Consider the following 24,615-nt stretch of genomic DNA (forward strand, 5'->3'; position numbering starts at 1 on the left):
GATGGACGAGACCACCCAGCAGAACGCGGCGGTGGTGGAAGAGGTGGCGGCCACGGCCGGCGATCTGCGGCAGCAGGCGCAGGGGCTGGAACAGGCGGTGTCGGTGTTCCGCCTGGCCGGCTCCGCCGGTGAAGAGGTACGCCGTTGGGTTACCGAGGCCGGCCGGCGCGTACTCGCGCCCTGATTGGCTGCGACGCTTCCCGCGTTTGCCGCATCCCGGGAAAGGTGGGTTGGACGGAAGGTCCGGCCCGCCTCTTTCTTCGCCCCTGTTTCAACCCTCCGCGCGCACGCGGCATCGAAACAGGACGTCGCCCGCCGGATGCGGAGCGCAAAAAAGGACCGGAAGCGCATGAAAACCCTGCCGTTGCTGTTCGCCGCCCTGATGAACCTGTGGCAGATATCGACCGGTTCACTGCAGTTGCCGGCCACCGGCGGCGGTGGCGACAGGCCGGCCAGTGCCACGGCTCCGGCGCAGGCGCCGGCCGGGCTCGACGACTACCTGCGGACGAAAATGCAGAACCGGCGCATCCCCGGCATGCAGGTGGCGGTGATCCGCGACGGTCGCATCGTTTTTTCCCGCAGCTACGGCAAGGCCAACCTGCAGGACGACGTGGCGGTGACGCCGGATACGGTGTTCTCGATCAACTCGGCCACCAAGACTTTCACCGGCGTGGCGATCCTGCAACTGGCGCAGGCCGGCAAGCTGTCGCTGGACGATCCGGTGTCGCGCCACCTGGCGGATCTGCCGCGCGAGTGGCAGGCGATCACGGTGCGGCAACTGCTCAACCACACGTCCGGCCTGCCCGACATCCTGGTGCCGCCGCGCGCGCAGGGCACCGGCTCGCTGGTGGGCGAAGGCGGCGAGGAATCGGCCTGGGACACGGTGCGCACACTGCCGATGGCATTCCCAACCGGCAGCGCCTATCGCTACAACCAGACCAACTATGTCCTGCTGGGCCGGATCATCGATTCGCTGGGCGGTGTTCCGTTCACCCGCTTCATCGCCGAACGCCAGTTCGCGCCGGCCGGCATGCGCCACGCCGGCTTCGGCGACTCGCGCGACGTCACGCCGCGTCGCGCGCAGCCCTACCGTTATCCGGGCGGCGCCACCTCGCCGGCCGCCGGCGCGTTGCAGCATGCGTTCGACGAGTTCCCGGCCATGCTGCGCACCGGTGCCGGCATCAACGCCAGCGCCGAGGACGTCGCGCATTGGCTGATCGCCCTGCAGGACGGCCGCCTGCTCGACCGCGAACACCTGCGTGAGCTGTGGGCGCCGGGCCGGTTCAACGATGGCCGGCTCACGTCGTGGGCATCGGGCTGGCCGTTGATCGACCGCGAGGACCATCCTGCGGTGGCGGGCATCGGTGGCCGCCGGTCGGCGTTCTTCGTCTATCCGCGGGATGGGTTGTCGGTGGTGGTGCTGACCAATCTGGCCGGGGCCAATCCGGAGGAATTCATCGACGAGATCGCCGGGTTCTACCTGCCGGATTTCAGCGTGGCCAACGGCGGCGGCCTGCCGCGCAACGTCAAGGCGCTGCGGCGTGGCCTGATCGCGCGCGGCTGGGATCAAGGTGTCTCCATCGTCGCCGGGCTCAAGCAGCAGGATCCGGACTACGAACTGCGCGAGGACGATCTCAACGCCTGGGGCTACCGGCTGGTGACCGACGGCCAGCGCAGGGAAGGCATCGAGGTACTGAAGCTCAACACCGTGCTGTATCCGAAAAGCGGCAACACCTTCGATTCGCTGGCCGAGGCCTATGCGATCAGCGGCGATCGCGAGGCGGCGATCCGCAACTACCGCCTTTCGCTGGAACGCGATCCGGCCAACCGCAACGCGGTGGAGCAACTGCGCGCGCTGGGCGCGCCGCCGCCGGCTGGGACGCGCGCCACGCACTGAATCCGCTTGCCCGGCGGCGAGGACTGATATCCAATCGGTCCCTTGACCACGGGGAGCGATGCAGATGCGCGAAGGTGCTGCCGGCCGGATGGGCCGGCGTGGTTTCCTGGTGGCCGCTTCGGCCTGCGCGGCGATGGCGGCACTGCGATCGCCTCCGCTGCGCGCGGCGGACGCGGCCCGTTACGACCATCCGTGGATTCCCTCCGATGCCTTCCTCGCCGATCTGCCCGAATGGATGCGCGCGTTCGGCGTGCCCGGCGTGGGCATCGCGGTGGTCGAGGAGGGCGAGTTGGCCTGGCACCGCGCGTTCGGCGTGGCCGATGTGGACAGCGGCACCGCGGTGGACGCGGACAGCGTGTTCGAATGCGCCTCGCTGAGCAAACCGGTATTTGCCTACGTGGCGCTGCAATTGGTCGATGCGGGCGTGCTGCAACTCGACCGGACCCTGGCGCATTACCATCGCCCCGACTACCTGGCCAAGGACGATCCGCGCCTGGATCGGATCACCGTGCGCGACGTCCTGCGCCACAGCAGCGGCCTGCCGAACTGGCGCGAACATCCGGATCGCGAACCCTTGCGCACGCTGGCCGAACCCGGCAAGGGCGTGAACTATTCGGGCGAGGCCTTCTTCTGGCTGCAGCGGGTCGCCGAGACGGTGACCGGCGAAAGCCTGGACCGGCTGGCGCGAAGGCACCTGTTCGAACCGGCCGGCATGCGCGACAGCACCTATACCTGGAACGCGCATGCGGCGCGGCACTCGGTGATGGGCCAGCCAGCGCCTGGCGCGACACCGGTCGTGCAGACCTTCCGTAGCCAATGGTCGCTGCTGCAGCCCATCGCCGAAGCGCAGGGCAAGCCGTTGCCCGAATGGGTCTGGGACGATGCGGTACGCGCGTTGCCGCGGGCGCAGGCCGCCGCGCCCACGGGCATGTTCGTCTGGCCCGGCGATCTGCTCGCCAACGCCGCCGCCAGCCTGCGTGGGCCGGTGCAGGACTATGCGCGTTTCATCGCCCATGTGATGCGTCCGGATGCGGGCCCGCCGCGTGCAATCACTGAAACCACGCGGCAGGCGATGCTGGCGCCGCAGATGCCGCTGCGCGCCGGCTGGCTGGACAAGGGACTGGGCTGGAATCTGGAACGCATCGACGGCGATGCCCGTTGGTTCTTCCACGGCGGCGCCAACGCGGGTCGCTACAAGACCTTCACCGTCGGAGATCCGCAGCGACGGCGCGGACTGGTGGTGATGACGAATGGCGGCGGCGGCACGGGCGTCTACCAGCGCATCGTGCGCGCGGCCACCGGGCGGGACATGCTCGCCTTCGATCTGTGATCGCCGGAGCGATGCGCCGGAACCGCGCCGGATCATCGCTTTGACGCGGTTCCGTCATCCAGGCCGCGTACTCTGCCGCCCGCTCAGGGGGCAGTCTCACGATGAAATCACGCGGTTACCGAATCCTTCCCGTTCTGTTGGCGCTCGGCGCCTGCCAGCCCACGCCGCCCGTGGCCGCGCCCGATGCCCAGGCATCGGCGATCGTGCCCGCGGCCGCGCAGCCGGCGGTGTCGCCGGACGGCGTCATCGACAACAGCGAACTGCAGCGCCTGGCGAGCCAGGCGCTACAGGCGAACCGCCTGTACGCGCCGGCCGGCGACAACGCGGTGGAGTTCTACCTGGCGGCGCGCGTGCGGCGTCCCGATGACGCCGCCATCCTTGCCGCGCTGACCGAAATCCAGCCGTACCTGCTGATCGCCACCGAACAGGCGTTGGAGCGTCGCGACGGTGCCGAGGCCGCGCGCCTGTTCGAACTGTTACGCCGGCTGGATCCGCAGGCGCCGGCCTTGCCGCGTCTGCAGGCCGGCTTGACGGCGCTGCCGGCGGCGCCGGAACCCGCGCAGGCCACCGCGGACACGCAAGCGCGCCTCCCGCCGCAGGACATCTCGCCGCAGGCCGGCCGATCGCAGGGCCCTGCGCCGACCTCCGCGCCCGTCGCGTCCGCAACGGCGCAGGTGCCTCGCCCGAATGCATCGGAAACCCCCAACGCCGCGATGGCTTCGCCGCCGCCTGCGCCGGCGCTTCCCCCGCCGGAACCCGCGCGCGCGGCGGTGGCGAGCCCGGTAGCCGCGCCCGCGCGCATGGCTGCAACCTCCTCCTCGCCGCGCCTGCTGCAGGACGCGCAGCCGCGTTATCCGTTGCCGGCACTGCGCAATCGCGTGGAGGGCGAGGTGGAACTGGCGTTCGTGATCCGCCCCGACGGCAGCGTCGGCGACGTGCGCCTGACCGCGGCACGGCCGCAGGGCGTGTTCGACGCGGCCGCCGTCGCGGTGGCCTCGCGCTGGCGTTTCGAGGCGACAGGACGCGCGCAGTCGTGGCAGCGCACCGTGCGGTTCCGCCTGCCGCCGCAGTAACCGGCGCTGGCACCCGTCGTTCGCTGCGGCGACAATGACGGCATGAACGACACCACCACCGAACTGCTGGAAACCGTCGAACAGGAAACCGGCGCCGCGCCGGCCTGGTCCGTGCTGTGGCTGCATGGCCTGGGCGCCGATGGCCATGATTTCGCGCCGCTCGTGCCGGAACTGGTACGCCCGGGTTGGCCCGCGCTGCGCTTCGTGTTCCCGCACGCGCCGGTGCGCGCGGTGACCATCAACAACGGCGTGCGCATGCGCGCCTGGTACGACATCGTCGGCATGGACTTCGCCACCCGTGCCGAGGCCGATGGCATCGAAGCCTCGATCGTCCAGGTCGAGGCCCTGATCGCGCGCGAACTGGCCCGTGGCATCGCCCCGGAACGCCTGCTGCTGGCCGGCTTCTCGCAAGGTGGCGCGATCGCCCTGTCGGCCGCGCTGCGCCGCGGCCAGCCGCTGGCCGGCGTGATCGCCCTGTCCACCTACCTGCCCGGCATCGACCAGGCCCACCGCCATCTCGACGCGGCCGCGACGCGCCAACCGGTATTCATGGCGCACGGCATCGGCGACCCGGTAATCCCGCTCATCCATGCCGAACGCAGCGCGCAGGCCCTGCAGGCCATGGGATTCGCCGTGGACTGGCACCGCTATCCGATGGCCCACCAGGTCTGCGCCGAGGAAATCCGCGATCTCGGTGACTGGATGTCGCGCGTTTTCGCGTTGTAGGGAGAAATCCGCGAGAAATCGCGATTCTTCGCCATGGATGACGTCCGCAACGACGGGGGCTACCATCGGCGAGGACGTCCCTGGCGTTCGAACGTGAGGAAGCCCGTGCCGTGAAGGTGGTCATTGCCGACGACGAACCGCTGGCCCGCGAGCGCCTGCGCGCACTGCTGGCCGAACAGCCCGGCGTGGAAGTGGTGGCCGAGGCCGAGAACGGCGTGGGCGCCTTGCAGGCCTGCGCCGAGCACAAGCCGGACGTGGTGCTGCTGGACATCGCCATGCCCGGTGTCGACGGACTGGAAACCGCGCGCCATCTGGCCGCCTTCGATCCGCGCCCGGCGGTGGTGTTCTGCACCGCCTACGACGCGCATGCGCTGTCCGCCTTCGAGGCCGCGGCAATCGATTACCTGATGAAGCCGATCCGGGCCGAACGCCTGGCGGCGGCGCTGGAGCGCGCGCGCATGTTCATCGCCGGCCGCGCCAACGGCGGCGGCGCGCAGGATCCTGGTCCGGCGCGCCAGGTCCGTACCCATCTGTGCGCGCGGATGCGCGGCAGCCTGCGGCTGATTCCGATCGAGGAAGTGCATTACCTCCAGGCCGAGGAGAAGTACGTGGTGGTCCACCACGCCCGCGGCGAGGATCTGATCGAGGAATCGCTGAAGTCGCTGGAAGAGGAATTCAATGGCCGCTTCGTGCGCATCCACCGCAACTGCCTGGTGGCGCGGCACGAACTGGTCGAACTCAAGCGCGCCGGCGACGGCCATGTCCAGGCCATCCTGCGCCACGGCAAGGCCCCGCTGGAAGTCAGCCGCCGCTGCGTGGCCGGCCTGCGCGAGACGGTCAAGCATCTCTGACGCCGCCTTCGGGGCGCCGGTTGCCCGATGGACCGTGCCCACCGGCGTGGTGTGCGGGATAATGCGCCGATGAAACTCCGCATCGCCACCCGCAAGAGCCCGCTCGCCCTCTGGCAGAGCGAACACGTCGCCGAACGCCTGCGCGCCGCCCATCCGGACCTGGAAGTGGACCTGGTGCCGATGAGCACCCGTGGCGACGAGGTGCTGGATCGCTCGCTGGCGGCGATCGGCGGCAAGGGCCTGTTCCTCAAGGAACTGGAACTGGCGATGCTGCGCGGCGAAGCCGATTGCGCGGTGCATTCGCTCAAGGACGTGCCGATGGAACTGGAGCCGCCGTTCGCGCTGGCCGCGATCCTGGCGCGCGCCGATGCCGCCGACGCCTTCGTTTCCAACCGCTATGCGGATCTGGACGCGTTGCCGCAGGGCGCGATCGTGGGCACGTCCTCGCTGCGCCGGCAGGCGCAGCTGCGCGCGCGCCGGCCGGATCTGCAACTGCGGGACCTGCGCGGCAACGTCAACACCCGCCTGGCGAAACTGGATGCGGGCGAGTACGACGCGATCGTGCTGGCCTGCGCCGGCCTGCAGCGGCTGGGCTTCGACGCGCGCATCCGCGCGCGCCTGCTGCCGCCGGCGTGGTTGCCGGCACCGGCACAGGGCGCGGTCGCGGTGGAATGCCGCGACGACGACGCGGCGACGATGGCACTGTTCGCCGCGCTGGACGATGCCGATACCCGTTGTTGCGTGGAAGCCGAGCGGGCGATGAACCGCGCGTTGCATGGCAGTTGCCATGTGCCGGTGGCGGCCTTCGCGACCCTCTCGGCCGACGGCGCCGAACTGCATCTGCATGGCCTGGTGGGATCGGCGGTGGATGGCCGCGCGGTGCGTGCCGACGGCACCGGCGCGTCGCGGTTTCCGGAAGAACTGGGCAAGGCGGTTGCCGCGCGGTTGCTGGCGGATGGCGCCGGCGATCTGCTGGATGCTGCGCTGGCCTGAAAAGCAAAATCCCCCTCAGTTCCCTTTTGCAAGCGCTCCTCAACAGCCGAATGGCTGGTCAAGGAGGAGGTAAAAGCCGTTAGCCCCCTTGGAAAAAGGGGGCGGGCGCCCGCGCCAGCGGGTGACGGGGGATTTGCCTGCTGGAGTGGGGAAGGCAAGTTCACCCGCTCGCCTTTTTTGCTTCTCAGCAGCCGGATGGCGGGGCGAGAAGAGAAAGGCGGCTACTGATCGTACCGATAGACCTGGCATGGAAAAAGCAGGCCCCGTCGACACCGCGATTGGCGAAGCAGGGTATCCGGACAGCGGAGCAAGCTCCGCTCTACTTGAACTTGTAGACCACGTTCATGGTGGTCAGGGTGTCGGTGCGCTTGAGGTTCTCGGCGGCGTCGCTGTTGTGGCGTGCCTGCCAGCCGGCCTTCAGTGCCAGGTGCGAGTTCATCGTCACCGACAGGCCGAGATCGTTCTGGGCGAAGGTGTTGTACTCGCCGGATTCCACCAGCAGCTTGTTGACCAGTTCGGTGTTCTCGCTCAGCGAAACCCGCAGGTCCACCAGGCCGCGGCCGATCATGCTGGATTCGTTGCGCTCCTCCAGGGTGTCGTAGGCGCGGCGGAAACCGGGGCCGACCTGCAGATCCAGTTGCGCGCGCTCGTTGTCGACCACGCGGTTACCGTAGCTGACGCTGACCGAGGTCTGCCGGCTGAAGGTGCCGAAATCATCTTCCTCATGGCGCAGCGAAGTATTGACCGTGCCGCGCGAATCGGTGCGATAGGCGCCGTTGCCGGTGAGCGTGTAGCGGTTGGCGGTGGTGCGGCGATCGCGCTTGATCGTCCCGTCGGGCTGGGTCGACTTGTATTCGGAACTGGCGCGCAGGCCGGACAGGCTGCCGCTGTACTTCCAGGCGCCGCCATCGGCGTAGTTCAGATCCAGGCGCGCATTGAGGCTTTCGGTGGTGCTGTTGCCGTGGGCCGAGGCGAATCCGAGTTCGCCGCCGCCGCTCCATGGGGAACTGGGCTGCAGCGGCTCGGCCGGCGCTTCGGCCATCGGGCGCGGCGGCGGCACCGGCAGCGGCGGTCCCTTGTGGCTGACCGCGAGGGATTCCTTCTGGGTCACCGCGCCGCCGGCCTTGGCTTTCGCGCCGGTGGCCTGGGTGCTCGTCTTCAGGTTGTTGACCTGCGGGTTGCTTTCCTGCGCATGCGCAAGCGGCGCGCCGGCCAGGCACAGCAGGGAAAGGGACAGGGCAAGCAGGTTGGGACGGGGCATGAAAGGCCTCGGCGGGCGGGGGACGCGATTCCGGCGTCGTCGCCATGTGAACGTTGAAAACGGTTACAGGATAACAATCCGAACATCCAGCCTCAAGGCAAGTGATTGTTTGGATTCAGATTCGTGACCGATTCTGCCATGCTTTCATTCACATTTGTGGCGTCTGGACGCCCCCGGATCAGGTGCGTTTCACGTTTTCGCACACCGATGTGACGGAGAAGGTTCAGCGCATGCATCGGAACGCGTATTCATCCAGTTCCCAGCCCAGCCGCTCGCGCCCCTGGTCGCTGAGGTCGGTCATCAGGCTGTCCACGTTGTGGCGGATGCGCCGGCAGGGATCGGTCTCGTAGCCGGGGCCCGCGAACAATTGGCCAATGAAATTGACCACCTGCTCCGGGCTGACCGAACGGCTCATCACGAATCGCCCGGGCCGCTCGCCACCGGGCAGCCGAGCCCGGCGTTGCCGTAGCGGGTCGCTGCCGAAATCCGGTATCGGGTCGCCCACTCGTGCCCAGGCGACGCCCTGTGCCAGGAGATCGGCCGCGCCGCCGGTACCGGTATCCGTATTGGCGGGCAGCGGAATGATGGTGTCGTCGGTCGGGCTCGCGGCCGGACGGGATGGGAGATGGTGAGCGGCCGCCGGAAGCGGGGATCTGGGGGTATCGGATGTTGCCGGTGGGGCGAAGAAGGGAACCGGCGCCGTGATCGGCGATTCACGCGGCCAGAAACGGAGCCGCAGGCGGGACTCGCCATCCGTCATCGCCGCCGGAGCCGGCAGGCGCCAGAGCAGACCGATCACCAACGCGTGCAATGCGACCACGACGAATACGGCGATGCCGTTGTGCTTGAAGCGGTCTGACAACCCTGTCGCTCCCCTTTCCTGGCCTTGGAGTGTGGCCGTGCGCGGGTTAAACGGGAGTTAGACGTGGGGGTGTTTCGTTCGATGTGACTTTCGGACCTTTCCGGTCCCCGCACCGCCGCGACAACATGCCGGCGACACGACCTTGTCCCGGAAGCGCAGGTATCCGCCATGCCCAGGAAAATCCTCATCGGTCTGTTGCTGGTGGCGCTGGCCTGCGCCATCGCCGGTTCCGGCTACGCGTTCGGCAAGTACTTGGCACAGCGCGATCACGCGGCCGGGGTATCGGCCGCGACCGGCTAGGGCGACTCGATGGTGATGGTGGGATCGTTGAAGCGCGAATACGCCAGGGTCATCGTGTAGGGGCCACCGTTGGCGGTCTCGCCGCTGTGCTGGAGCTGCAGCGGACGCCCCTCGCGATCGATCCAGTACAGGAACTCGCCGGGCTCGGGTTGGGTATGCCGCACGCGATAGCGGCGCGCGCGCTGGCCGGCGAGATCCTCCTCGCCCAGGAACTCGGCCGACAGGCCGCTGCGGTTCTCGCGGATCTTCATCGGATCGCGCCATTGGCTGACGGTGCCTTCGGGAATCGGCACCTTGGTCTGCTGGCCGTGCATTTCCATGTACATGGTGTCGCCGATGATCACCTGGGTACCGACCGGCATGATCATGCGGTAGCGGTCCGGTGCGACGAAGTCCATTTCGTTCTGCATCGGCTGGCTGCCCTCCACGGTCATCACCGCGTGGAAGCTGCGCGCCGCCAGGAATTTCTCCATCGACGCGGTGACCTCGCCCAGCGCATCCACGGCCGGCGCCGCGGGCGCCGGGGCGCGCGCGGCGTCGGGTCCGGGGGCGGGCGTTCCGGTCGCGGCCGGTTCCGGTTGCCGTGAGCACGCCGCGGCCAGGGCCAGGGCAGCCGTCGCCAGCAGCAAGGGAAGGAATCGGGATGGTCGGGGAGGCGACACGCGGCTGGGGAACATGGTGGAACTCCGGGTGTGGGAACGGCGGCCGCTTGGGTCCGTGCGTTGGGGGAGTCCGGGCGGCGCGTTCACGCCCCGGGCCCCAGGCACCGCACGGGCCCAAGCGGCCGGGACCCTATCGATGCCAACGCGAACCGGGCGTCGAAAACGGCCACGGCTCGGCCATAATCATGGCATGGACAAGATCGAACGCATCACCGCCCTGCATCGCATCCTGAAGGCCTCGCGCTATCCGGTCACGGTCAAGCGCCTGCAGGAGGAACTCGGTTGTTCGCGCGCCACCGTCTATCGCGATCTGGCCTACCTGCGTGACGCGTTGATGGCGCCCATCGAGGGCGACGGCGAAGCCGGTTTCCGGTACGACGCGGCCGAAGGCGAGCGGTTCGAACTGCCCGGCCTGTGGCTGAGCTCGGAAGAACTGTATGCCCTGCTGGCGGCCCAGCAGCTGCTGGTGCGCACCGGCGGCGGCGTGCTGTCCGGCGCGCTGGCGCCGTTGCAGAAGCGCATCGAGGGGCTGCTCGCCGATCACGCGGGCGTGTCCCAGTGGCCGGTGGATCGGGTGCGGGTGATTCCGCATCGCGGACGCCGGCTGGACGAGGCCAGCTTCCGCACCGTCGCCTCGGCCGTGCTGGAGCGCAAGCAGCTCGCGTTCGAGTATCGCGCCCGCTCCACCGACGAGCGCACCCGCCGCACCGTGTCACCGCAGCGCATCACCCACTACCGCGACAACTGGTACCTGGATGCCTGGGACCACGAGCGCAGGGCGCTGCGCAGCTTCGCGGTGGATCGCATCGGCGGCGCGCGCCTGCTGGAAGAGGCGGCGCAGGATCTGGCCAACGACGACCTCAACCAGCACCTGGCGTCCAGCTACGGCATCTTTTCCGGTGAACCGAAGGGATGGGCGACGATCCTGTTCAGCCCCAAGGCCGCGCGCTGGGTCGCCGACGAGCAGTGGCATTCCAAGCAGCAGGGTCGCCACCTTCCCGACGGCCGCTACGAGTTGAAGGTGCCCTACAGCGTTTCCCGCGAATTGCTGATGGACATCCTGCATTACGGCGCGGACGCGGAAATCATCGAACCTTCGGTGCTGCGCGAGCAGGCCAAGTCCCTGCTGGAACTGGCGCTGTCCAATTACGGGAAGCGTTGAGCGGTAGTGTTTCGGTCAGCGGAGCAAGCTCCGCTCTACCGGTACGCTGTATCCCTTATGGGGAGAGAGCCCCTTTGACCAGCCACTTCGGCTGTTGAGGAGCGCTTGCTCTTGGCGCTAAAAGCAAATCCCCCTCGGTCCCCCTTTTACAAAGGGGGAGGCAAAGCGCAGCTTGATTCCCGAATCCCGAATCCCGAATCCCGAATCCCGAATCCCGAATCCCGAATCAGGGATTCTTCGGTTCTGCAAACCCCGGGTTGCCCACCTGCGAAGGCAGCTGCGGCTCGCGGACCAACTGGCGTGCGTTGACGCCGTGGTCGCGCATCTTGCGGATGAGCTGCTGGTAGAGCGCGTCGTCCATGTCGGGGGAGCGCGAGAAGATCCAGCCGAGGTCGCGCTCGGGATAGCTGATCAGCGCCCAGGAGTAGTCGGGCGCGACTTCCAGGATGCGGAACTTGGCGGGTACCACGCCGACGAACCACAGCGTCCAGTCGCGGTTGCCGCTGCCACCTTTCACCGACGCGCGCGCTTCGCGAACTTGTTCAGGTTCATCGAAGCCTTCGCGGTGGAGATAGCGCACGCCGATGCGGTCGCCTTCGCGGGCGGTGTACTCGTACCGGCCGGTCACGTGGCCGCGTTCGGCGAAATAGGGAATGTGCGCGGTCACGTACCAGGTGCCCATGAACCGCGGCAGGTCGATGTCCGTCGCCTGCACCGGTGCCTCCAGGCCCATCGATCGGGTCTCGCTCTGGCTGGCACAGGCGGTCACCGCGGCAATCAGGGCGCACGTCAGGACGGCGCGAAGACGGCACAGCGATGGGGACATGCGGGACTCCTGGGTGATGGATCGTCACAACCCGCCGCCGGAACGGTGGGCAGGGCGAATATCGCATATCGGCATGAAGGCGAGAATCTCTGAACGGATACATCGCGTCGCAATCCGTGAGAAGGCGGCGCGGCAGGCTGGAGCCCTGTCCATCGGAGCCCTGCCATGCGCGACTTTGCCCACTCGATTTCCGCCGACGCCCGTCCCTCCCGCGCGCCGGACCCGCAGCTCGAAAGGTTGTTGCGCCGCGTGGTTGCGATCGGCCTGGCGCTGGTGCTGCTGTTCCCGCTGGCCCGCGGGCAGATTCCCTGGCTGGGATGGGCGCCGCTGTGGCTGGTCGGCATGCCGCTGGCGGCCTGGTGGGCGCTGCACCGCTTCCGCCTGCCGCAATGGCCGGTGCGCCGCGACGCGGCCGGACGCCGGCGGAACCGTCCGCAGGCCCGGCGCCGGGCGCGGATGCCGCGTACCGCCGGGTTGCGGGCGGCCTGAGCCGTCCGTGGGCCTGACGCGCACTGACGTTCGACAGGGGAGGGCGGCCACGGACTTGTGCTAGCGTGAAGGAATTGTCTTCGCAATCCGGAGTTTCCCTCATGTCCAAGCTTGTCCATGCCTGCCTGGCGGCAGGCCTCGCCGCCGCTGCCGTCAGTGGCCACGCCCAGGAGCAGAACAACGTGGCCAACGACCCCTACGCATGGCTGGAAGAGGTGGAAGGCCAGAAACAGCTGGACTGGGTGCGGGCGCAGAACGCGAAGGCCGAGGCTGAAATCGCTTCCACGCCGGAGTTCAAGCAACTGGAAGCCAGCATCCTGGCCATCCTGGATTCGGACGCCAAGATTCCGGGCGTGCAGAAGATCGGCCCGTACTACTACAACTTCTGGAAGGACAAGCAGCACGAGCGCGGCCTGTGGCGCCGTACCACCCTGGAGGAGTACCGCAAGCCCCAGCCGCAGTGGGAAACCGTGCTGGACCTGGACGCGCTGAACAAGGCCGAGGGCAAGAACTGGGTCTGGCACGGCGCCGACTGCCGCAAGCCCGACTACACCCGCTGCCTGATCGCGCTCTCGCGCGGCGGCGCCGACGCCGACGAGACCCGCGAATTCGACCTGACCACCAAGACCTTCCTCAAGGACGGCTTCTACCGTCCGGAAGCCAAGGGCGGCCTGGGCTGGAAGGATGCCGACACCGTCTATGTCTTCACCGATTTCGGCGACGGCAGCATGACCACCTCCGGCTATCCGCGCATCGTCAAGGAATGGAAGCGCGGCACCCCGCTGTCGGCCGCCACCGTCGTCTACGAAGGCAAGCCGGACGACATGTACATCGCCGCCTTCCATGACGACACCCCGGGCTTCCAGCGCGACTTCGTCAGCCGCACGCTGGCCTTCTACAACGACGAACTTTTCCTGCGCGGCGCCGACGGCAAGCTGGTCAAGATCGACGTGCCCAATTCGGTCAACAAGGGCGCCTTCCGCGAATGGCTGACCCTGGAACTGCGCGAACCGTGGACCGTCGGCGGCAAGACCTACAAGGCCGGCTCGCTGCTGGTCGCCAAGCTCGACGACTTCATGGCCGGCAAGCGCGAGTTCGACGTGCTGTTCGAGCCGACCGATCGCACCTCGCTGGCCAGCTTCACCTTCACCCGCCACCACCTGGTGCTCAACGTCCTGGAGGACGTCAAGAACAAGCTCAGCGTGCTGACTCCCGGCGAAGGCGGCTGGAAGAAGAGCGAATTCGTCGGCGCGCCCGCGTTCGGCACCCTCGGCGTCAGCGCGGTCGATTCGGATGAAAGCGACGCGGTCTGGCTGACCGCCACCGACTACCTGACCCCGACCACCCTGTCGCTGGCCGACATCGGCAAGCAGCCGGAACAGCTGAAGACGATGCCGACCTTCTTCGATGCCTCGAAGGACGTCATCGAGCAGCATTTCGCCACCTCCAAGGACGGCACCAAGGTGCCCTACTTCGTGGTGCGTCCGAAGGACCTGAAGCTGGACGGCAACACCCCGACCCTGCTGTACGGCTACGGCGGCTTCGAGGTCTCGCTGACCCCGGCCTACTCCGGCGCGGTCGGCAAGGGCTGGCTGGAGAAGGGGGGCGTGTACGTGGTCGCCAACATCCGCGGCGGCGGTGAGTACGGTCCGCGCTGGCACCAGGCCGCGCTGAAGGCCAACCGCCACAAGGCCTACGAGGACTTCGCCGCGGTCGCGCAGGATCTGGTCGCGCGCAAGATCACCACCGCCAGCCGCCTGGGCACCCAGGGCGGCAGTAACGGCGGCCTGCTGATGGGCAACATGCTGACCCAGTACCCGGAACTGTTCGGCGCGATCGTCGTGCAGGTGCCGCTGCTGGACATGAAGCGCTACAGCCACCTGCTGGCCGGCGCGTCGTGGATGGCCGAGTACGGCAATCCCGACACCGCCGACTGGGACTACATCAAGACCTTCTCGCCGTACCACCTGTTCGATCCGGCCAAGACCTATCCGGCGACCCTGTTCACCACCTCCACCCGCGATGACCGCGTCCACCCCGGCCACGCGCGCAAGATGATGGCCAAGATGCTGGAAGCCAACAAGGACGTGCGCTACTACGAGAACATCGAAGGTGGCCACGGTGGCGCGGCCAACAATGCCCAGGCCGCGCACATGAGTGCGCTGGCCTACACCTTCCTGTGGCAGCAACTGGCCAAGTAACCGCAAGCGCGTGAATGCCTTCCCCGTTCGCAGGGAAGGCCGGACAAATCCCTTCCCCCGCCCGCGGGGGAAGGTGCCCGAAGGGCGGATGGGGGCAAGCCCGGCGACTGCGGTCGCCAACCCCCGATCTCCCACCATTGCATCCCGCCGGAACGGACCCCATCCATGAAACCGACTTCCTTCCTGTTCGCGACCGTACTGATGACCGCTCCCTTCGCTTCCGCCGCCGCCGACCTCACGCCGCCCGATGCCGCCAGGAAGCCGCACGTGGTCAAGGCACCGTTCGGCGCCGAGCGCAATGACGAGTACTACTGGCTGCGCGACGACGATCGCAAGAACCCGGAAATGCTGGCCTACCTCAAGGCCGAGAACGCCTACGCCGACGCGCTGATGGCGCCGCTCAAGCCGTTGCAGGACGCCATCTACAAGGAGATTGTCGGCCGCATCAAGCAGGATGACAGCAGCGTGCCGTACCGCGAGCGCGGCTACTGGTACTACACCCGTTTCGAGACCGGCAAGGACTATCCCGTCCATGCCCGTCGCAAGGCCAACATGGAAGCGGCCGAGGAAGTGCTGCTGGACGTCAACGCGCTGGCCGAAGGCAAGGGTTACTACAGCGTGGGCGACTACGAGGTCACCCAGGACAACGGCATCCTCGCCTACGCCGAGGATGCGGTGGGCCGTCGCCAATACGTCATCAGGTTCAAGAACCTGGCCACCGGCGAGTTGTACCCGGATCAAATCACCGGCGTCTCGCCCAACCTGGTCTGGGCCGACGACAACAAGACGCTGTTCTATGTCGAGAACGACCCGGAGACCCTGCTGACCGTGCGGGTGAAGAAGCACGTGCTCGGCACGCCGGCCTCGCAGGACGTGCTGGTCTACGAGGAGAAGGACGACAGTTTCTACATGGGCATCGGCCGTACCCGCGACGACAAGTTCATCTGCATCGGCGTGGAAAGCACGGTGTCCTCCGAATCGCGCTGCGCGCCGGCCGCCAATCCGGCCGAGTTCACCGTGCTGGCGCCGCGCGAGCGCGACGTCGAGTACAGCGCCGACCACCTGGATGGCCGCTGGGTCATCCGCACCAACTGGAAGGCGCAGAACTTCAAGATCATGACCGCGCCCGACGGCGCCACTTCCCGCGAGCAGTGGAAGGAGTGGGTGCCGCACAGCGACAAGGTCTACATCGAGGGCTTCGAACTGTTCGACGGCTTCACCGCCATCAGCGAGCGTTCCGAGGGCCTGGAGCGGATCCGCCTGCTGCGTGCCGACGGCAAGGAGGAGTACGTGAAGGCCGACGAGCCGGCTTATTCGATGGGCCTGGACGTCAACTCCGAACACGACACCGACTGGCTGCGCTACAGCTACACGTCGATGACCACGCCGGCCACGACCTATGAGTTGAACACGAAGACCGGCGAGCGCCGGCAGCTCAAGCAGCAGCCGGTGATCGGCTACGACGCGTCCAAATACACCACCGAACGCGTATGGGTCGAGGCCCGCGACGGCACCAAGGTGCCGGTGTCGCTGGTGTACAAGAACGGCTTCAAGAAGGACGGCACCGCCGCCCTGCTGCAGTACGGGTACGGCAGCTATGGCGCCTCGATGGATCCGGGTTTCAGCGGCCCGGTGGTCAGCTTGCTGGATCGCGGCATGGTGTATGCCATCGCCCACATCCGCGGTGGCCAGGAAATGGGCCGCGCGTGGTACGACAACGGCAAGCTGCTGCACAAGAAGAACACCTTCAACGACTTCGTCGACGTCACCGACGCGCTGGTCAAGCAGGGCTACGCGGCCAAGGATCGCGTCGCCGCGATGGGCGGCAGCGCCGGTGGCCTGCTGATGGGCGCGATCACCAACCTGGCGCCGGACAAGTACCGCGCGATCGTCTCGCAGGTGCCGTTCGTGGACGTGGTGACGACCATGCTGGATCCGACCATCCCACTGACCACCAATGAGTACGACGAGTGGGGCAATCCGGAGAAGAAGGAGTTCTACGACTACATCGTCACCTACTCGCCGTACGACAACCTCAAGTCGCATGCGTATCCGGCGATCTTCGTCGGCACCGGCCTGTGGGACTCGCAGGTGCAGTACTGGGAACCGGCCAAGTACGTTGCCCGCCTGCGCGACGTCAACACCGGCAAGCTGCCGGTGCTGTTCCGCACCAACATGGAAGCCGGCCACGGCGGCAAGTCCGGCCGCTTCCGCCGCTACCAGGAAATGTCGGAGTACTACGCGTTCGTGCTGGATCAGCTCGGGGCGGATACCGCGGTCAAGTAATCCGCTCTCGCTTCATCGCGATGCTTGCAGAAGAGCCGGGCCATGCCCGGCTCTTCTTTTTGCACCTGGCTCATGGAGTGATTTTCCTTATCGAGCGCCCCCATCCCAGCCTTCCCCCGTAAACGGGGAAGGGGCTTTCCTGACGTACTTGTTTTCCTGTCAACGGAAACAGTGCTGCCCCCTCCCCCGCGAGCGGGGGAGGGCTGGGGCGGGGGCAGACCGGCACCATGACAGCGGCCGACCGGAACCAGGTATCGAACGTTGATGCGCCTGCCCGGTTCACAAGGATGATGTGATACGGCGCCGCATGCGTCACTCGGTGGCTGACGCGGTCCGCCCACATGCGGTAAAAGGTGCCGGTGAACAATGACACGCCGCCGCCGGCTTCCTCGCGACGCTTCCGCTGGGCGTGGTGGCTGCTGGCCTACGCCAGCCTGGGCACGGGCATCCTGGGTATCTTCGTGCCGGGGCTGCCAACCACGGTCTTCATCCTGATCGCGGCCTATGCGGCGTCGCGCGGTTCGGATCGCCTGCACCACTACCTGCTGTCGCATCCCCGCTTCGGGCCGATGATCCGCGACTGGCAGGCCCACGGCGCGGTGTCGCGCCGGGCCAAGTGGGCGGCGACCTGGACGATGCTGGCCTCCGCGCTGATCCTGCTGGCGGTGATGCTGATCGCCGGATCCCACCGGCTGTGGATGGTGTTGCTGCCGATTGGCTGCATGGCGGCGGTGGGGACCTGGCTGTGGCGCCGCCCGGAACCGCCGCGCTGACGCCATTCCGATTCATCCCCGGCTGGCTATACTGCGCCGCATGAACCGATCGCTCCGTCTGCTGTCCGCCGCCATCGCCATGGCGCTCCTCGCCGCCTGCGGCGCCAAGGGTCCGCTGTTCCTGCCGGAGAAGCCGGCGCCGGAGACCGAGATCCCGGCCGAAGCGCCGGTCGAGCCGGCTGCCGAAGGCACCGAAACCGCGCCGGCCGATTCGACGGATTCGACCGACACGGCGACGCCGCCCGCCGAACCCACCGCGGAGCCGGCCAACCCGCCCAGCACGCCATGAGCGCACGGCCTCCGGCCTCGGCGATGATTTCCTTCACCAAGATGCACGGCGCGGGCAACGACTTCGTCGTGCTCGATCTGCGCGGCGACATCCCGCCTCCGGGGCCCGAACTGGCCGCGCGCCTGGCCGATCGCCACTTCGGCGTCGGCTGCGACCAGATCCTGACCATCGAGCCGCCGCGCAGCGCCGGCGCGGTGGCGTCCTACCGGATCTGGAATTCGGACGGCTCCACCTCGCAGCAGTGCGGCAACGGCGCGCGCTGCGTGGCGGCCTGGCTGGTACGCGACGGTGTCGCCAGCGGCGAGCGCTTCCGGGTCGACAGTCCGCTGACCACGCACGACGTGGAACACCTGGGCGGCGATCGTTATGCCATCGCCATGGGGGTGCCGCAGTTCGTGCCGGCGCTGATTCCGCTCGCCGGGTTCGAACAGGTGCTGGACGAGTACGACGTGCGGTTGGACGAGGACCTGCGGCTGCGTTTCGGCGCGGTGTCGATGGGCAACCCGCATGCGGTCGTCGAGGTGCCCTCGGTGGCCGACGCGCCGGTGCTGAAGGTCGGCCCTGCCTTGCAGCAGTCGACGTGGTTTCCGGAGTCGGTCAACGTCGGTTTCGCCGAGGTGGTCGCGCGTGACCGCATCCGCCTGCGCGTCTACGAGCGCGGCGTCGGCGAGACCCTGGCCTGCGGCAGCGGCGCCTGCGCCGCGGCGGTGGTGCTGATGAAGCGTGGTCGCATCGATCGCGACGCGACGGTATCGCTGCCGGGCGGCGATCTGCACATCCAATGGCCGGCGGACGATGCCGAAGTGGTGATGTCCGGCCCGACCGCATTCGTATTCGAAGGGGAATGGAACGCATGAACGAGAACGAGAAGCTGGGTGCCCACGAAATCGCCGCCTGGCTGCGCCGCCACCCCACCTTCCTGAAGCAGTTCCCGGACCTGGCGCTGAGCATGGTGGTGCCGCGCGACGATGGTCGCACCGCCTCGCTGGCCAGCTACCAGCTGGAAGTGCTGCGCGACAAGAACCGCGAGTTGTCCAAGCGCCTGAACGATCTGTTCGCCAACGCGCAGGAAAACGAGCGGCTGGCGGTGCGCACGCACCAGCTGACCCTGTCGTTGCTCAAGCAGAACAGCGCCGCCGACACCCTGCGCGCGATGGCCGCCTCGCTGGCCGAGGACTTCAACGGCGACCGCGTCAGCATCGTGCTGCTCAAGCCGGTGGCCGGCCTGGAAGGGGCGGAATGGTTGCAGGTGATTGCCGAAGGCAACGCCATCCTGGCGCCGTTCCGCGATTGCCTGAAGGACGGCGAGCCGATCTGTGGCCGCCTGCAGCCGGAAAAGAACGTCGTGCTATACGCCGCCCGTGCCGAGGAAGTGCAGTCTTCCGCCCTGCTGCCCTTGCCGGGCGTGGGCCTGGTGGCGGTCGGCAGCCTGGACGGCAACCGTTTCTACCCGGGCATGGGCACGCTGTTCCTGCGCATGATGGGCGAGGCGCTGACCACGGCACTGAAACGGTTCGAGGGCTGAGGACCAAGGCGTCCCGGCGCCTCGTCCAACTCTCCGATCCGTCATTCCGGCGTATGCTGGAATCCATTGCGCGGGACGCTGGCGCGGCAGTCGATGAGCAGGAACCGTCAACACAAGTCGGATATCGAGCCCGCACCGGCAACTCGCCAGGGCGAAGCCGGTCTTGACGAACCGGTCGGTGTCGTCGAGGAATTCCTTGCCCACCTGCAGGTCGAGCGGCGCATGTCCGCGCATACGCTGGATGCCTATCGCCGCGACCTGACCGCGCTCGCGGGGTGGTCCACGGAGCAGGGCGCCGACGTGATCGGCCTGCACACCGAGCAACTGCGCAGCTTCGTCGCCAGCGAGCACCGGCGCGGGTTGTCGCCCAAGAGTCTGCAACGCCGACTGTCGGCCTGCCGCAGCTTCTATCAATGGCTGTTGAAGCACGGGCGCATCGCCGCCAGCCCAGCCGCCGCACTGCGCGCACCCAAGGCGCCGCGCAAGCTGCCGCAGGTGCTGGACGCCGACGAGGCGACGCGACTGGTGGAAGTGCCGACCGACGTGCCGCTGGGCCTGCGCGATCGCGCGTTGCTGGAACTGTTCTATTCCTCCGGCCTGCGCCTGAGCGAGCTGTGCGCGCTGCGCTGGCGCGATCTGGATCTGGCTTCCGGCTTCGTGACCGTGCTTGGCAAGGGCAGCAAGGAGCGCAAGGTGCCGGTCGGCTCCCACGCGCGCAACGCGCTGGAGGCGTGGCGCGCCGAACAGGGCGGCACCAGCGAGGCGCATGTGTTTCCCGGTCGCGGCGGCGGCCCGATTTCCCAGCGCGCCGTGCAGATCCGGCTCAAGCAGCTGGCGCAGCGCCAGGGCCTGTTCAAGCACGTGCACCCGCACATGCTGCGGCACAGTTTCGCCAGCCATATCCTGGAATCCTCCGGCGACCTGCGCGGCGTGCAGGAACTGCTCGGCCACGCCGACATCGCCACCACCCAGATCTACACGCATCTGGATTTCCAGCATCTGGCGAAGGTGTATGACGCGGCGCATCCGAGGGCGAAGCGGAAGCGGTGAGCTTGGCCTCCGCTTTTGCCGGCCATTTCACGATGAAAATTGATTGAAAAATAGGTTTTGTCGAAATGGATGTGCGTCATGAGCGGGATGAAAATGCAGATATGGATCATCCTCATGGCCGCCGACTTGGTGGTGTATTACGCCGCCTGGTTTTATGGCTGGAAGCGGCTAGGTAAAGTCGCGCTGGACGAAAGAGCACGATTGCAAGTACCCAATCCCTGGCGGGATTTCTCATACGAACTGCTTGCATTCACGGCTTCACGTGTTTTCCTGCGTATCACGGATGCGAGAGCCAGACGGGCATTCGGGCTGACATTGGTGATGACACCAGTTCCCATCGCGCTGGTTGTCGGATTCTGGATTGCTGTTTCCTGAGCAGCTCGCCGGGGCGGCGCTTTGGCATCATGGGGTGGGAACGGGCTGGGTGCGCGCGGTGCCTATGACAGGCAATCGCGGCAACCCTGGACAGGATCTGAGGCGACGCCCTTCCCCAAAAGTCACGCTTGATCCGCCTCCGGGCGTCCCCACCTCAGGGAGAACCCCCCGGAGGCCTCCATGGACCCAAGCCAGAATCCCAACGTGTTCCACGCCACCACCATTATCTCGGTCCGCCGCGACGGTCATGTCGCCGTGGCCGGTGACGGGCAGGTGACGCTGGGGCATACCGTCATGAAAGGCAATGCGCGCAAGGTGCGCCGGCTGGGCCGTGATGGCCAGGTGCTGGCCGGCTTCGCGGGTGCCGCCGCCGACGCCTTCACCCTGTTCGAACTGTTCGAGGCCAAGCTGGAGAAGCACGGCCAGTTGCAGCGTGCCGCCGTGGAGCTGGCCAAGGATTGGCGCACCGAGCGCCGCCTCGGCAAGCTCGAAGCACTGCTGGCGGTGGCCGACAAGGAAACCTCGCTGATCATCAGTGGCACCGGCGATGTCATCGAGCCGGAGGACGGCATCATCGCGATTGGTTCGGGCGGTTCCTACGCGTTGTCCGCTGCGCGCGCGCTGCTGGCGCACACCCAGCTCGATGCGAAGTCGATTGCGGTCGAGGCGCTGAACATCGCGGGCGATATCTGTATCTATACCAATCGCAACGTGGTGGTTGAAGAGCTCTAGTTCCGGGATTGGGGATTCGGGATTGGGGATTCGCGGAAGCGGGTCCGGATCCTGGTCCTCCCGTCCTCTTTCATTCCCTGTTTCCCACGAATCACGAATCCCCAATGGCCAATCTCGAATCTTCCACCATGACCCCGCGCGAGATCGTGCAGGAGCTGGACCGGCATATCGTCGGCCAGCATTCGGCCAAGCGCGCGGTCGCCATCGCGCTGCGCAACCGCTGGCGCCGCATGCAGTTGCCCGAGGCGCTGCGCAATGAAGTGATGCCCAAGAACATCCTGCTGATCGGCCCCACCGGCGTCGGCAAAACCGAAATCGCGCGCCGGCTGGCGACGCTGGCGAACGCGCCGTTCGTCAAGGTCGAAGCGACCCGTTTCACCGAGGTCGGCTATGTCGGCAAGGATGTCGAGCAGATCGTGCGCGATCTGGCCGACACCGCGGTCAAGATGTATCGCGAGCAGGCCAAGGTGCGCGTGCGCACCCAGGCCGAGGAGCGCGCCGAGGATCGCATCCTGGACGCGCTGCTGCCGCGCCGCAGCGTCGGCGTCGGCTTCGATCCGGAAGCCGCGCGCAACGAGCCGTCGGCGCAGGACAACGACACCCGCATCAAGTTCCGCAAGATGCTGCGCAACGGCGAGCTGGACGACCGCGAGATCGAGCTGGAGCTGGCCGCCAATGTCGGCGTGGACATCATGACCCCGCCGGGCATGGAAGAGATGGGCCAGCAGCTGCGCCAGATGTTCTCCAACCTGGGCGGCGCCAAGACCCACAAGCGCACCGTGACCATCAAGGCCGCGCGTCCGCAGCTGATCGAGGACGAGGCCGCCAAGCTGGTCAACGAGGACGATATCCGCACCGCGGCCATCGAAGCCTGCGAGCAGAACGGCATCGTCTTCATCGACGAGATCGACAAGGTCGCCAAGCGCGGTGACAACATCGGCGGTGGCGACGTCAGCCGCGAGGGCGTGCAGCGCGATCTGCTGCCGCTGGTGGAAGGCTCCAACGTCAGCACCAAGTACGGCACGGTCAAGACCGACCACATCCTGTTCATCGCCTCCGGCGCGTTCCACCTGGCCAAGCCCAGCGATCTGATTCCGGAGCTGCAGGGGCGTTTCCCGATCCGGGTGGAGCTGTCGGCGCTGTCCAAGCAGGATTTCATCCGCATCCTGACCGAGCCCAAGGCGGCGCTGACCAAGCAGTACGTCGAGCTGATGAAGACCGAGGGCGTGGCGCTGGACTTCAGCGACGACGCCGTCGATCGCCTTGCCGAGATCGCCGCGCAGGTCAACGAGCGCCAGGAAAACATCGGCGCGCGCCGCCTGCACACCGTGCTGGAACGCCTGCTCGATACCCTGAGCTACGAAGCCCCCGACCGCGACGGCCAGGCCGTGTCCATCAACCGCGACTACGTCGACTCGCACCTGGGCGAACTGGTGCAGGATCCGGATCTGAGCCGGTACATCCTGTAACTACGTGAATCGCCGTCGTTCGCGGCGGCCTGGCGATTTTCGGAACGGGCGGTGCGGATGCGCCGCCCGTTTTCGTTCGTGGAACCCGGAACCTGGAGACGAACCCGTCAGCCGGCCGTCCGCGCCGCCTCGTCGATCAATCCGGCCACCGCCGCGGCCTGCGAGGCCAGCGAGGCGTGGCTGGCATCCAGCGCCAGCAGCGCGCGCGGATTCATTCGTTCGGCCATGTGCTTCTGGTTGTCGGGATGGATCATGCGGTCCTGAGTCGAGAGCTGATACCAACTGGGTTTTTTCTTCCAGGCCGGTGCGGTGACGGTGTCGCCGAAGGTACTCGCCAACGGTGCTTTCTGCGCTATCGCCATGACCAGTGCGTCGTCGGCATCCAGATCCTGGCAGAAGCTCTCGTGGAATTTGTCGTACCGGATCCACAGATAGCCGTCGCTGTCGGGTGCGAGGTTGGCGATCGCGGCGGGTGGATGCGCCTGGCTGATGCCGCCCGGGCTTTCGCCCGCATCCGGGGCGAAAGCGGCGATGTAGACCAAGCCGGCGACGTTGGGCTGGTCGCCAGCCTCGGTGATCACCGCGCCGCCGTAGGAATGCCCGACCAGCAGCACGGGGCCGGGCTGCTGGGCGACCATCTTGCGGGTGCGTTCGGCGTCGTCGGCCAGCGAGGTGAGCGGGAGTTCGACCGCGCGGATGCGACCGTGCCCCTTGCGCGAGAGTTCCAGGATGACGTTCCGCCAGTGCGCCGCGCCGCCCCAGAAACCATGGACCAGGACGAGGGTGGGTGTGCTCATGAGCCGACTCCCTTGATTGAGTGGTGTTGCCCGATGACACCGTGGCCCGGCCATGGCCGAGACGAACTGGACTATGGCAGGCCGATCGTTCATTCCGGGTCTGCATCCGGTGTCGCCCCGATGACGCCGCGGCAATGCCGGGTGGCCGCCCGGGGACGGCCGGGCCGCGGGCGGCCCTCAATCCTCGCCGATGTCCTCGTTCCACACCTCGGGGTTGGCGCGGATGTAGTCGCCGAGCAGGGCGATGCATTCCTCGCTGCGCAGGTCGATGACGTTGACGCCGCTCTCGCGCAGCCAGTCGATGCCGCCGCGGAAGTTCACCGATTCGCCCACCACCACCGTGCCGATGTTGAACTGGCGCACCAGCCCGCTGCAGTACCAGCACGGTGCCAGGGTGGTGACCATGATGGTGTCCCGGTAGCGGCGCTGGCGTCCGGCCTTGCGGAAGGCATCGGTCTCGCCGTGCACGGAGGGATCGTTCTCCTGGATGCGGCGGTTGTGGCCGCAGCCGAGCAGGCGACCGTCGTCGTGGTACAGCGCCGCGCCGATCGGGATGCCGCCTTCGGCCAGGCCTTGGCGGGCTTCGGTGATGGCGGTCTCAAGCAATGCGCGATAGTCGATGAACATGGACGATTCCGGGTGGCGGGCAGGGCGTGATACTGCCATGCTCGGAGGCCGGAACGGGC

The 24,615-nt window shown here is 67.4% G+C and carries 26 protein-coding genes; 20 read left to right on the forward strand and 6 right to left on the reverse strand.

Translation table 11 applies throughout. The features are described 5' to 3' along the window. The 7 genes from IQ458_RS15240 to hemC all read left to right on the forward strand — a co-directional run. The coding region (locus IQ458_RS15240) for a hypothetical protein (protein WP_203323345.1) at nucleotides 1–184 on the forward strand (184 nt) is incomplete at its 5' end. A 165-nt stretch (nucleotides 185–349) separates the two neighbouring features. Next, the gene (locus IQ458_RS15245) at nucleotides 350–1,897 is read left to right on the forward strand and encodes a serine hydrolase domain-containing protein (RefSeq protein ID WP_203323346.1); all 1,548 of its coding nucleotides are present in this window, start codon (nucleotides 350–352) and stop codon (nucleotides 1,895–1,897) included. A 64-nt stretch (nucleotides 1,898–1,961) separates the two neighbouring features. Continuing rightward, nucleotides 1,962–3,227 carry a serine hydrolase domain-containing protein gene (locus IQ458_RS15250; RefSeq protein ID WP_203323347.1) on the forward strand — a complete coding sequence of 422 codons (1,266 nt, stop codon included), beginning with the start codon at nucleotides 1,962–1,964 and terminating at the stop codon, nucleotides 3,225–3,227. A gap of 101 nt (nucleotides 3,228–3,328) precedes the next feature. After that, the gene (locus IQ458_RS15255; protein ID WP_203323348.1) at nucleotides 3,329–4,300 is read left to right on the forward strand and encodes an energy transducer TonB; all 972 of its coding nucleotides are present in this window, start codon (nucleotides 3,329–3,331) and stop codon (nucleotides 4,298–4,300) included. A gap of 42 nt (nucleotides 4,301–4,342) precedes the next feature. Then, complete coding sequence (locus IQ458_RS15260) at nucleotides 4,343–5,026, forward strand: alpha/beta hydrolase (protein ID WP_203323349.1); 684 nt, start codon at nucleotides 4,343–4,345, stop codon at nucleotides 5,024–5,026. Nucleotides 5,027–5,136: 110 nt separating this feature from the next. Next, nucleotides 5,137–5,877, forward strand: a complete 741-nt coding sequence (locus tag IQ458_RS15265) for a LytR/AlgR family response regulator transcription factor (RefSeq protein ID WP_183639410.1) — start codon at nucleotides 5,137–5,139, stop codon at nucleotides 5,875–5,877. Between the two features lie 69 nt (nucleotides 5,878–5,946). Beyond that, entirely contained in the window at nucleotides 5,947–6,870 is a 924-nt protein-coding gene (gene hemC, locus IQ458_RS15270; protein ID WP_203323350.1) for a hydroxymethylbilane synthase, read from the forward strand. A gap of 319 nt (nucleotides 6,871–7,189) precedes the next feature. On the opposite strand, the gene IQ458_RS15275 is transcribed toward hemC, so the two are convergent. Together IQ458_RS15275 and IQ458_RS15280 are read right to left on the reverse strand one after the other, a co-directional pair. After that, entirely contained in the window at nucleotides 7,190–7,912 is a 723-nt protein-coding gene (locus IQ458_RS15275; RefSeq protein ID WP_183641243.1) for a DUF481 domain-containing protein, read from the reverse strand. A 442-nt stretch (nucleotides 7,913–8,354) separates the two neighbouring features. Next, nucleotides 8,355–8,993, reverse strand: a complete 639-nt coding sequence (locus IQ458_RS15280; protein ID WP_203323351.1) for a hypothetical protein — start codon at nucleotides 8,991–8,993, stop codon at nucleotides 8,355–8,357. Nucleotides 8,994–9,161: 168 nt separating this feature from the next. Between IQ458_RS15280 and IQ458_RS19790 the strand changes: the two genes are divergently transcribed. Then, nucleotides 9,162–9,293, forward strand: coding sequence for a hypothetical protein (locus IQ458_RS19790; protein ID WP_268963393.1), 132 nt, complete (start codon nucleotides 9,162–9,164; stop codon nucleotides 9,291–9,293). Here the strand turns inward: IQ458_RS19790 and IQ458_RS15285 are convergent. Beyond that, nucleotides 9,290–9,970 (reverse strand): LolA-like protein, encoded by a 681-nt coding sequence (locus IQ458_RS15285; RefSeq protein ID WP_203323352.1) that lies wholly within the window; start codon nucleotides 9,968–9,970, stop codon nucleotides 9,290–9,292. The two genes, IQ458_RS19790 and IQ458_RS15285, sit on opposite strands and share 4 nt — an antisense overlap. Nucleotides 9,971–10,145: 175 nt before the next feature. On the opposite strand from IQ458_RS15285, the gene IQ458_RS15290 reads away from it, so the two are divergent. Continuing rightward, nucleotides 10,146–11,117 carry a helix-turn-helix transcriptional regulator gene (locus IQ458_RS15290; protein ID WP_183639406.1) on the forward strand — a complete coding sequence of 324 codons (972 nt, stop codon included), beginning with the start codon at nucleotides 10,146–10,148 and terminating at the stop codon, nucleotides 11,115–11,117. Between the two features lie 226 nt (nucleotides 11,118–11,343). On the opposite strand, the gene IQ458_RS15295 is transcribed toward IQ458_RS15290, so the two are convergent. After that, nucleotides 11,344–11,943: a lipocalin family protein gene (locus tag IQ458_RS15295; RefSeq protein WP_235996884.1), complete on the reverse strand. Its 600-nt coding sequence runs from the start codon at nucleotides 11,941–11,943 to the stop codon at nucleotides 11,344–11,346. Between the two features lie 165 nt (nucleotides 11,944–12,108). On the opposite strand from IQ458_RS15295, the gene IQ458_RS15300 reads away from it, so the two are divergent. The 11 genes from IQ458_RS15300 (at nucleotide 12,109) to hslU (ending at nucleotide 23,132) form a co-directional block, all read left to right on the forward strand. Further along, nucleotides 12,109–12,432: a hypothetical protein gene (locus IQ458_RS15300; protein WP_183639405.1), complete on the forward strand. Its 324-nt coding sequence runs from the start codon at nucleotides 12,109–12,111 to the stop codon at nucleotides 12,430–12,432. A gap of 101 nt (nucleotides 12,433–12,533) precedes the next feature. Beyond that, nucleotides 12,534–14,633: a prolyl oligopeptidase family serine peptidase gene (locus IQ458_RS15305; RefSeq protein ID WP_203323353.1), complete on the forward strand. Its 2,100-nt coding sequence runs from the start codon at nucleotides 12,534–12,536 to the stop codon at nucleotides 14,631–14,633. Between the two features lie 165 nt (nucleotides 14,634–14,798). Beyond that, nucleotides 14,799–16,919, forward strand: coding sequence for a S9 family peptidase (locus IQ458_RS15310; protein WP_203323354.1), 2,121 nt, complete (start codon nucleotides 14,799–14,801; stop codon nucleotides 16,917–16,919). Nucleotides 16,920–17,278: 359 nt separating this feature from the next. Beyond that, the gene (locus IQ458_RS15315; RefSeq protein ID WP_183639402.1) at nucleotides 17,279–17,692 is read left to right on the forward strand and encodes a YbaN family protein; all 414 of its coding nucleotides are present in this window, start codon (nucleotides 17,279–17,281) and stop codon (nucleotides 17,690–17,692) included. A 40-nt stretch (nucleotides 17,693–17,732) separates the two neighbouring features. Then, entirely contained in the window at nucleotides 17,733–17,981 is a 249-nt protein-coding gene (gene lptM / locus IQ458_RS15320) for an LPS translocon maturation chaperone LptM (protein WP_183639401.1), read from the forward strand. Continuing rightward, a complete protein-coding gene (dapF, locus tag IQ458_RS15325; RefSeq protein ID WP_203323355.1) occupies nucleotides 17,978–18,838 on the forward strand; it encodes a diaminopimelate epimerase in 861 nt (286 codons plus the stop codon). The genes lptM and dapF overlap by 4 nt, the downstream gene beginning before the upstream one ends. Then, nucleotides 18,826–19,506, forward strand: coding sequence for a DUF484 family protein (locus IQ458_RS15330; protein WP_425504705.1), 681 nt, complete (start codon nucleotides 18,826–18,828; stop codon nucleotides 19,504–19,506). Before dapF ends, IQ458_RS15330 begins: the two co-directional genes overlap by 13 nt. A gap of 93 nt (nucleotides 19,507–19,599) precedes the next feature. Beyond that, a complete protein-coding gene (gene xerC, locus IQ458_RS15335) occupies nucleotides 19,600–20,556 on the forward strand; it encodes a tyrosine recombinase XerC (protein WP_192198077.1) in 957 nt (318 codons plus the stop codon). A gap of 78 nt (nucleotides 20,557–20,634) precedes the next feature. Continuing rightward, entirely contained in the window at nucleotides 20,635–20,931 is a 297-nt protein-coding gene (locus tag IQ458_RS15340; RefSeq protein WP_203323357.1) for a hypothetical protein, read from the forward strand. A 180-nt stretch (nucleotides 20,932–21,111) separates the two neighbouring features. Then, nucleotides 21,112–21,663 (forward strand): ATP-dependent protease subunit HslV, encoded by a 552-nt coding sequence (gene hslV, locus IQ458_RS15345; RefSeq protein WP_141455391.1) that lies wholly within the window; start codon nucleotides 21,112–21,114, stop codon nucleotides 21,661–21,663. A 104-nt stretch (nucleotides 21,664–21,767) separates the two neighbouring features. Beyond that, nucleotides 21,768–23,132 (forward strand): ATP-dependent protease ATPase subunit HslU, encoded by a 1,365-nt coding sequence (hslU, locus tag IQ458_RS15350; protein WP_203323358.1) that lies wholly within the window; start codon nucleotides 21,768–21,770, stop codon nucleotides 23,130–23,132. A 107-nt stretch (nucleotides 23,133–23,239) separates the two neighbouring features. On the opposite strand, the gene IQ458_RS15355 is transcribed toward hslU, so the two are convergent. Both IQ458_RS15355 and IQ458_RS15360 read right to left on the reverse strand, forming a co-directional pair. Beyond that, nucleotides 23,240–23,929, reverse strand: a complete 690-nt coding sequence (locus tag IQ458_RS15355) for an alpha/beta hydrolase (RefSeq protein ID WP_203323359.1) — start codon at nucleotides 23,927–23,929, stop codon at nucleotides 23,240–23,242. A 177-nt stretch (nucleotides 23,930–24,106) separates the two neighbouring features. Then, nucleotides 24,107–24,556 carry a nucleoside deaminase gene (locus tag IQ458_RS15360; RefSeq protein ID WP_203323360.1) on the reverse strand — a complete coding sequence of 150 codons (450 nt, stop codon included), beginning with the start codon at nucleotides 24,554–24,556 and terminating at the stop codon, nucleotides 24,107–24,109. Nucleotides 24,557–24,615: the final 59 nt, after the last annotated feature.

The sequence above is a fragment of the Pseudoxanthomonas beigongshangi genome (assembly GCF_016820515.1).
GTDB classification, from domain to species: Bacteria; Pseudomonadota; Gammaproteobacteria; order Xanthomonadales; family Xanthomonadaceae; genus Pseudoxanthomonas_A; species Pseudoxanthomonas_A beigongshangi.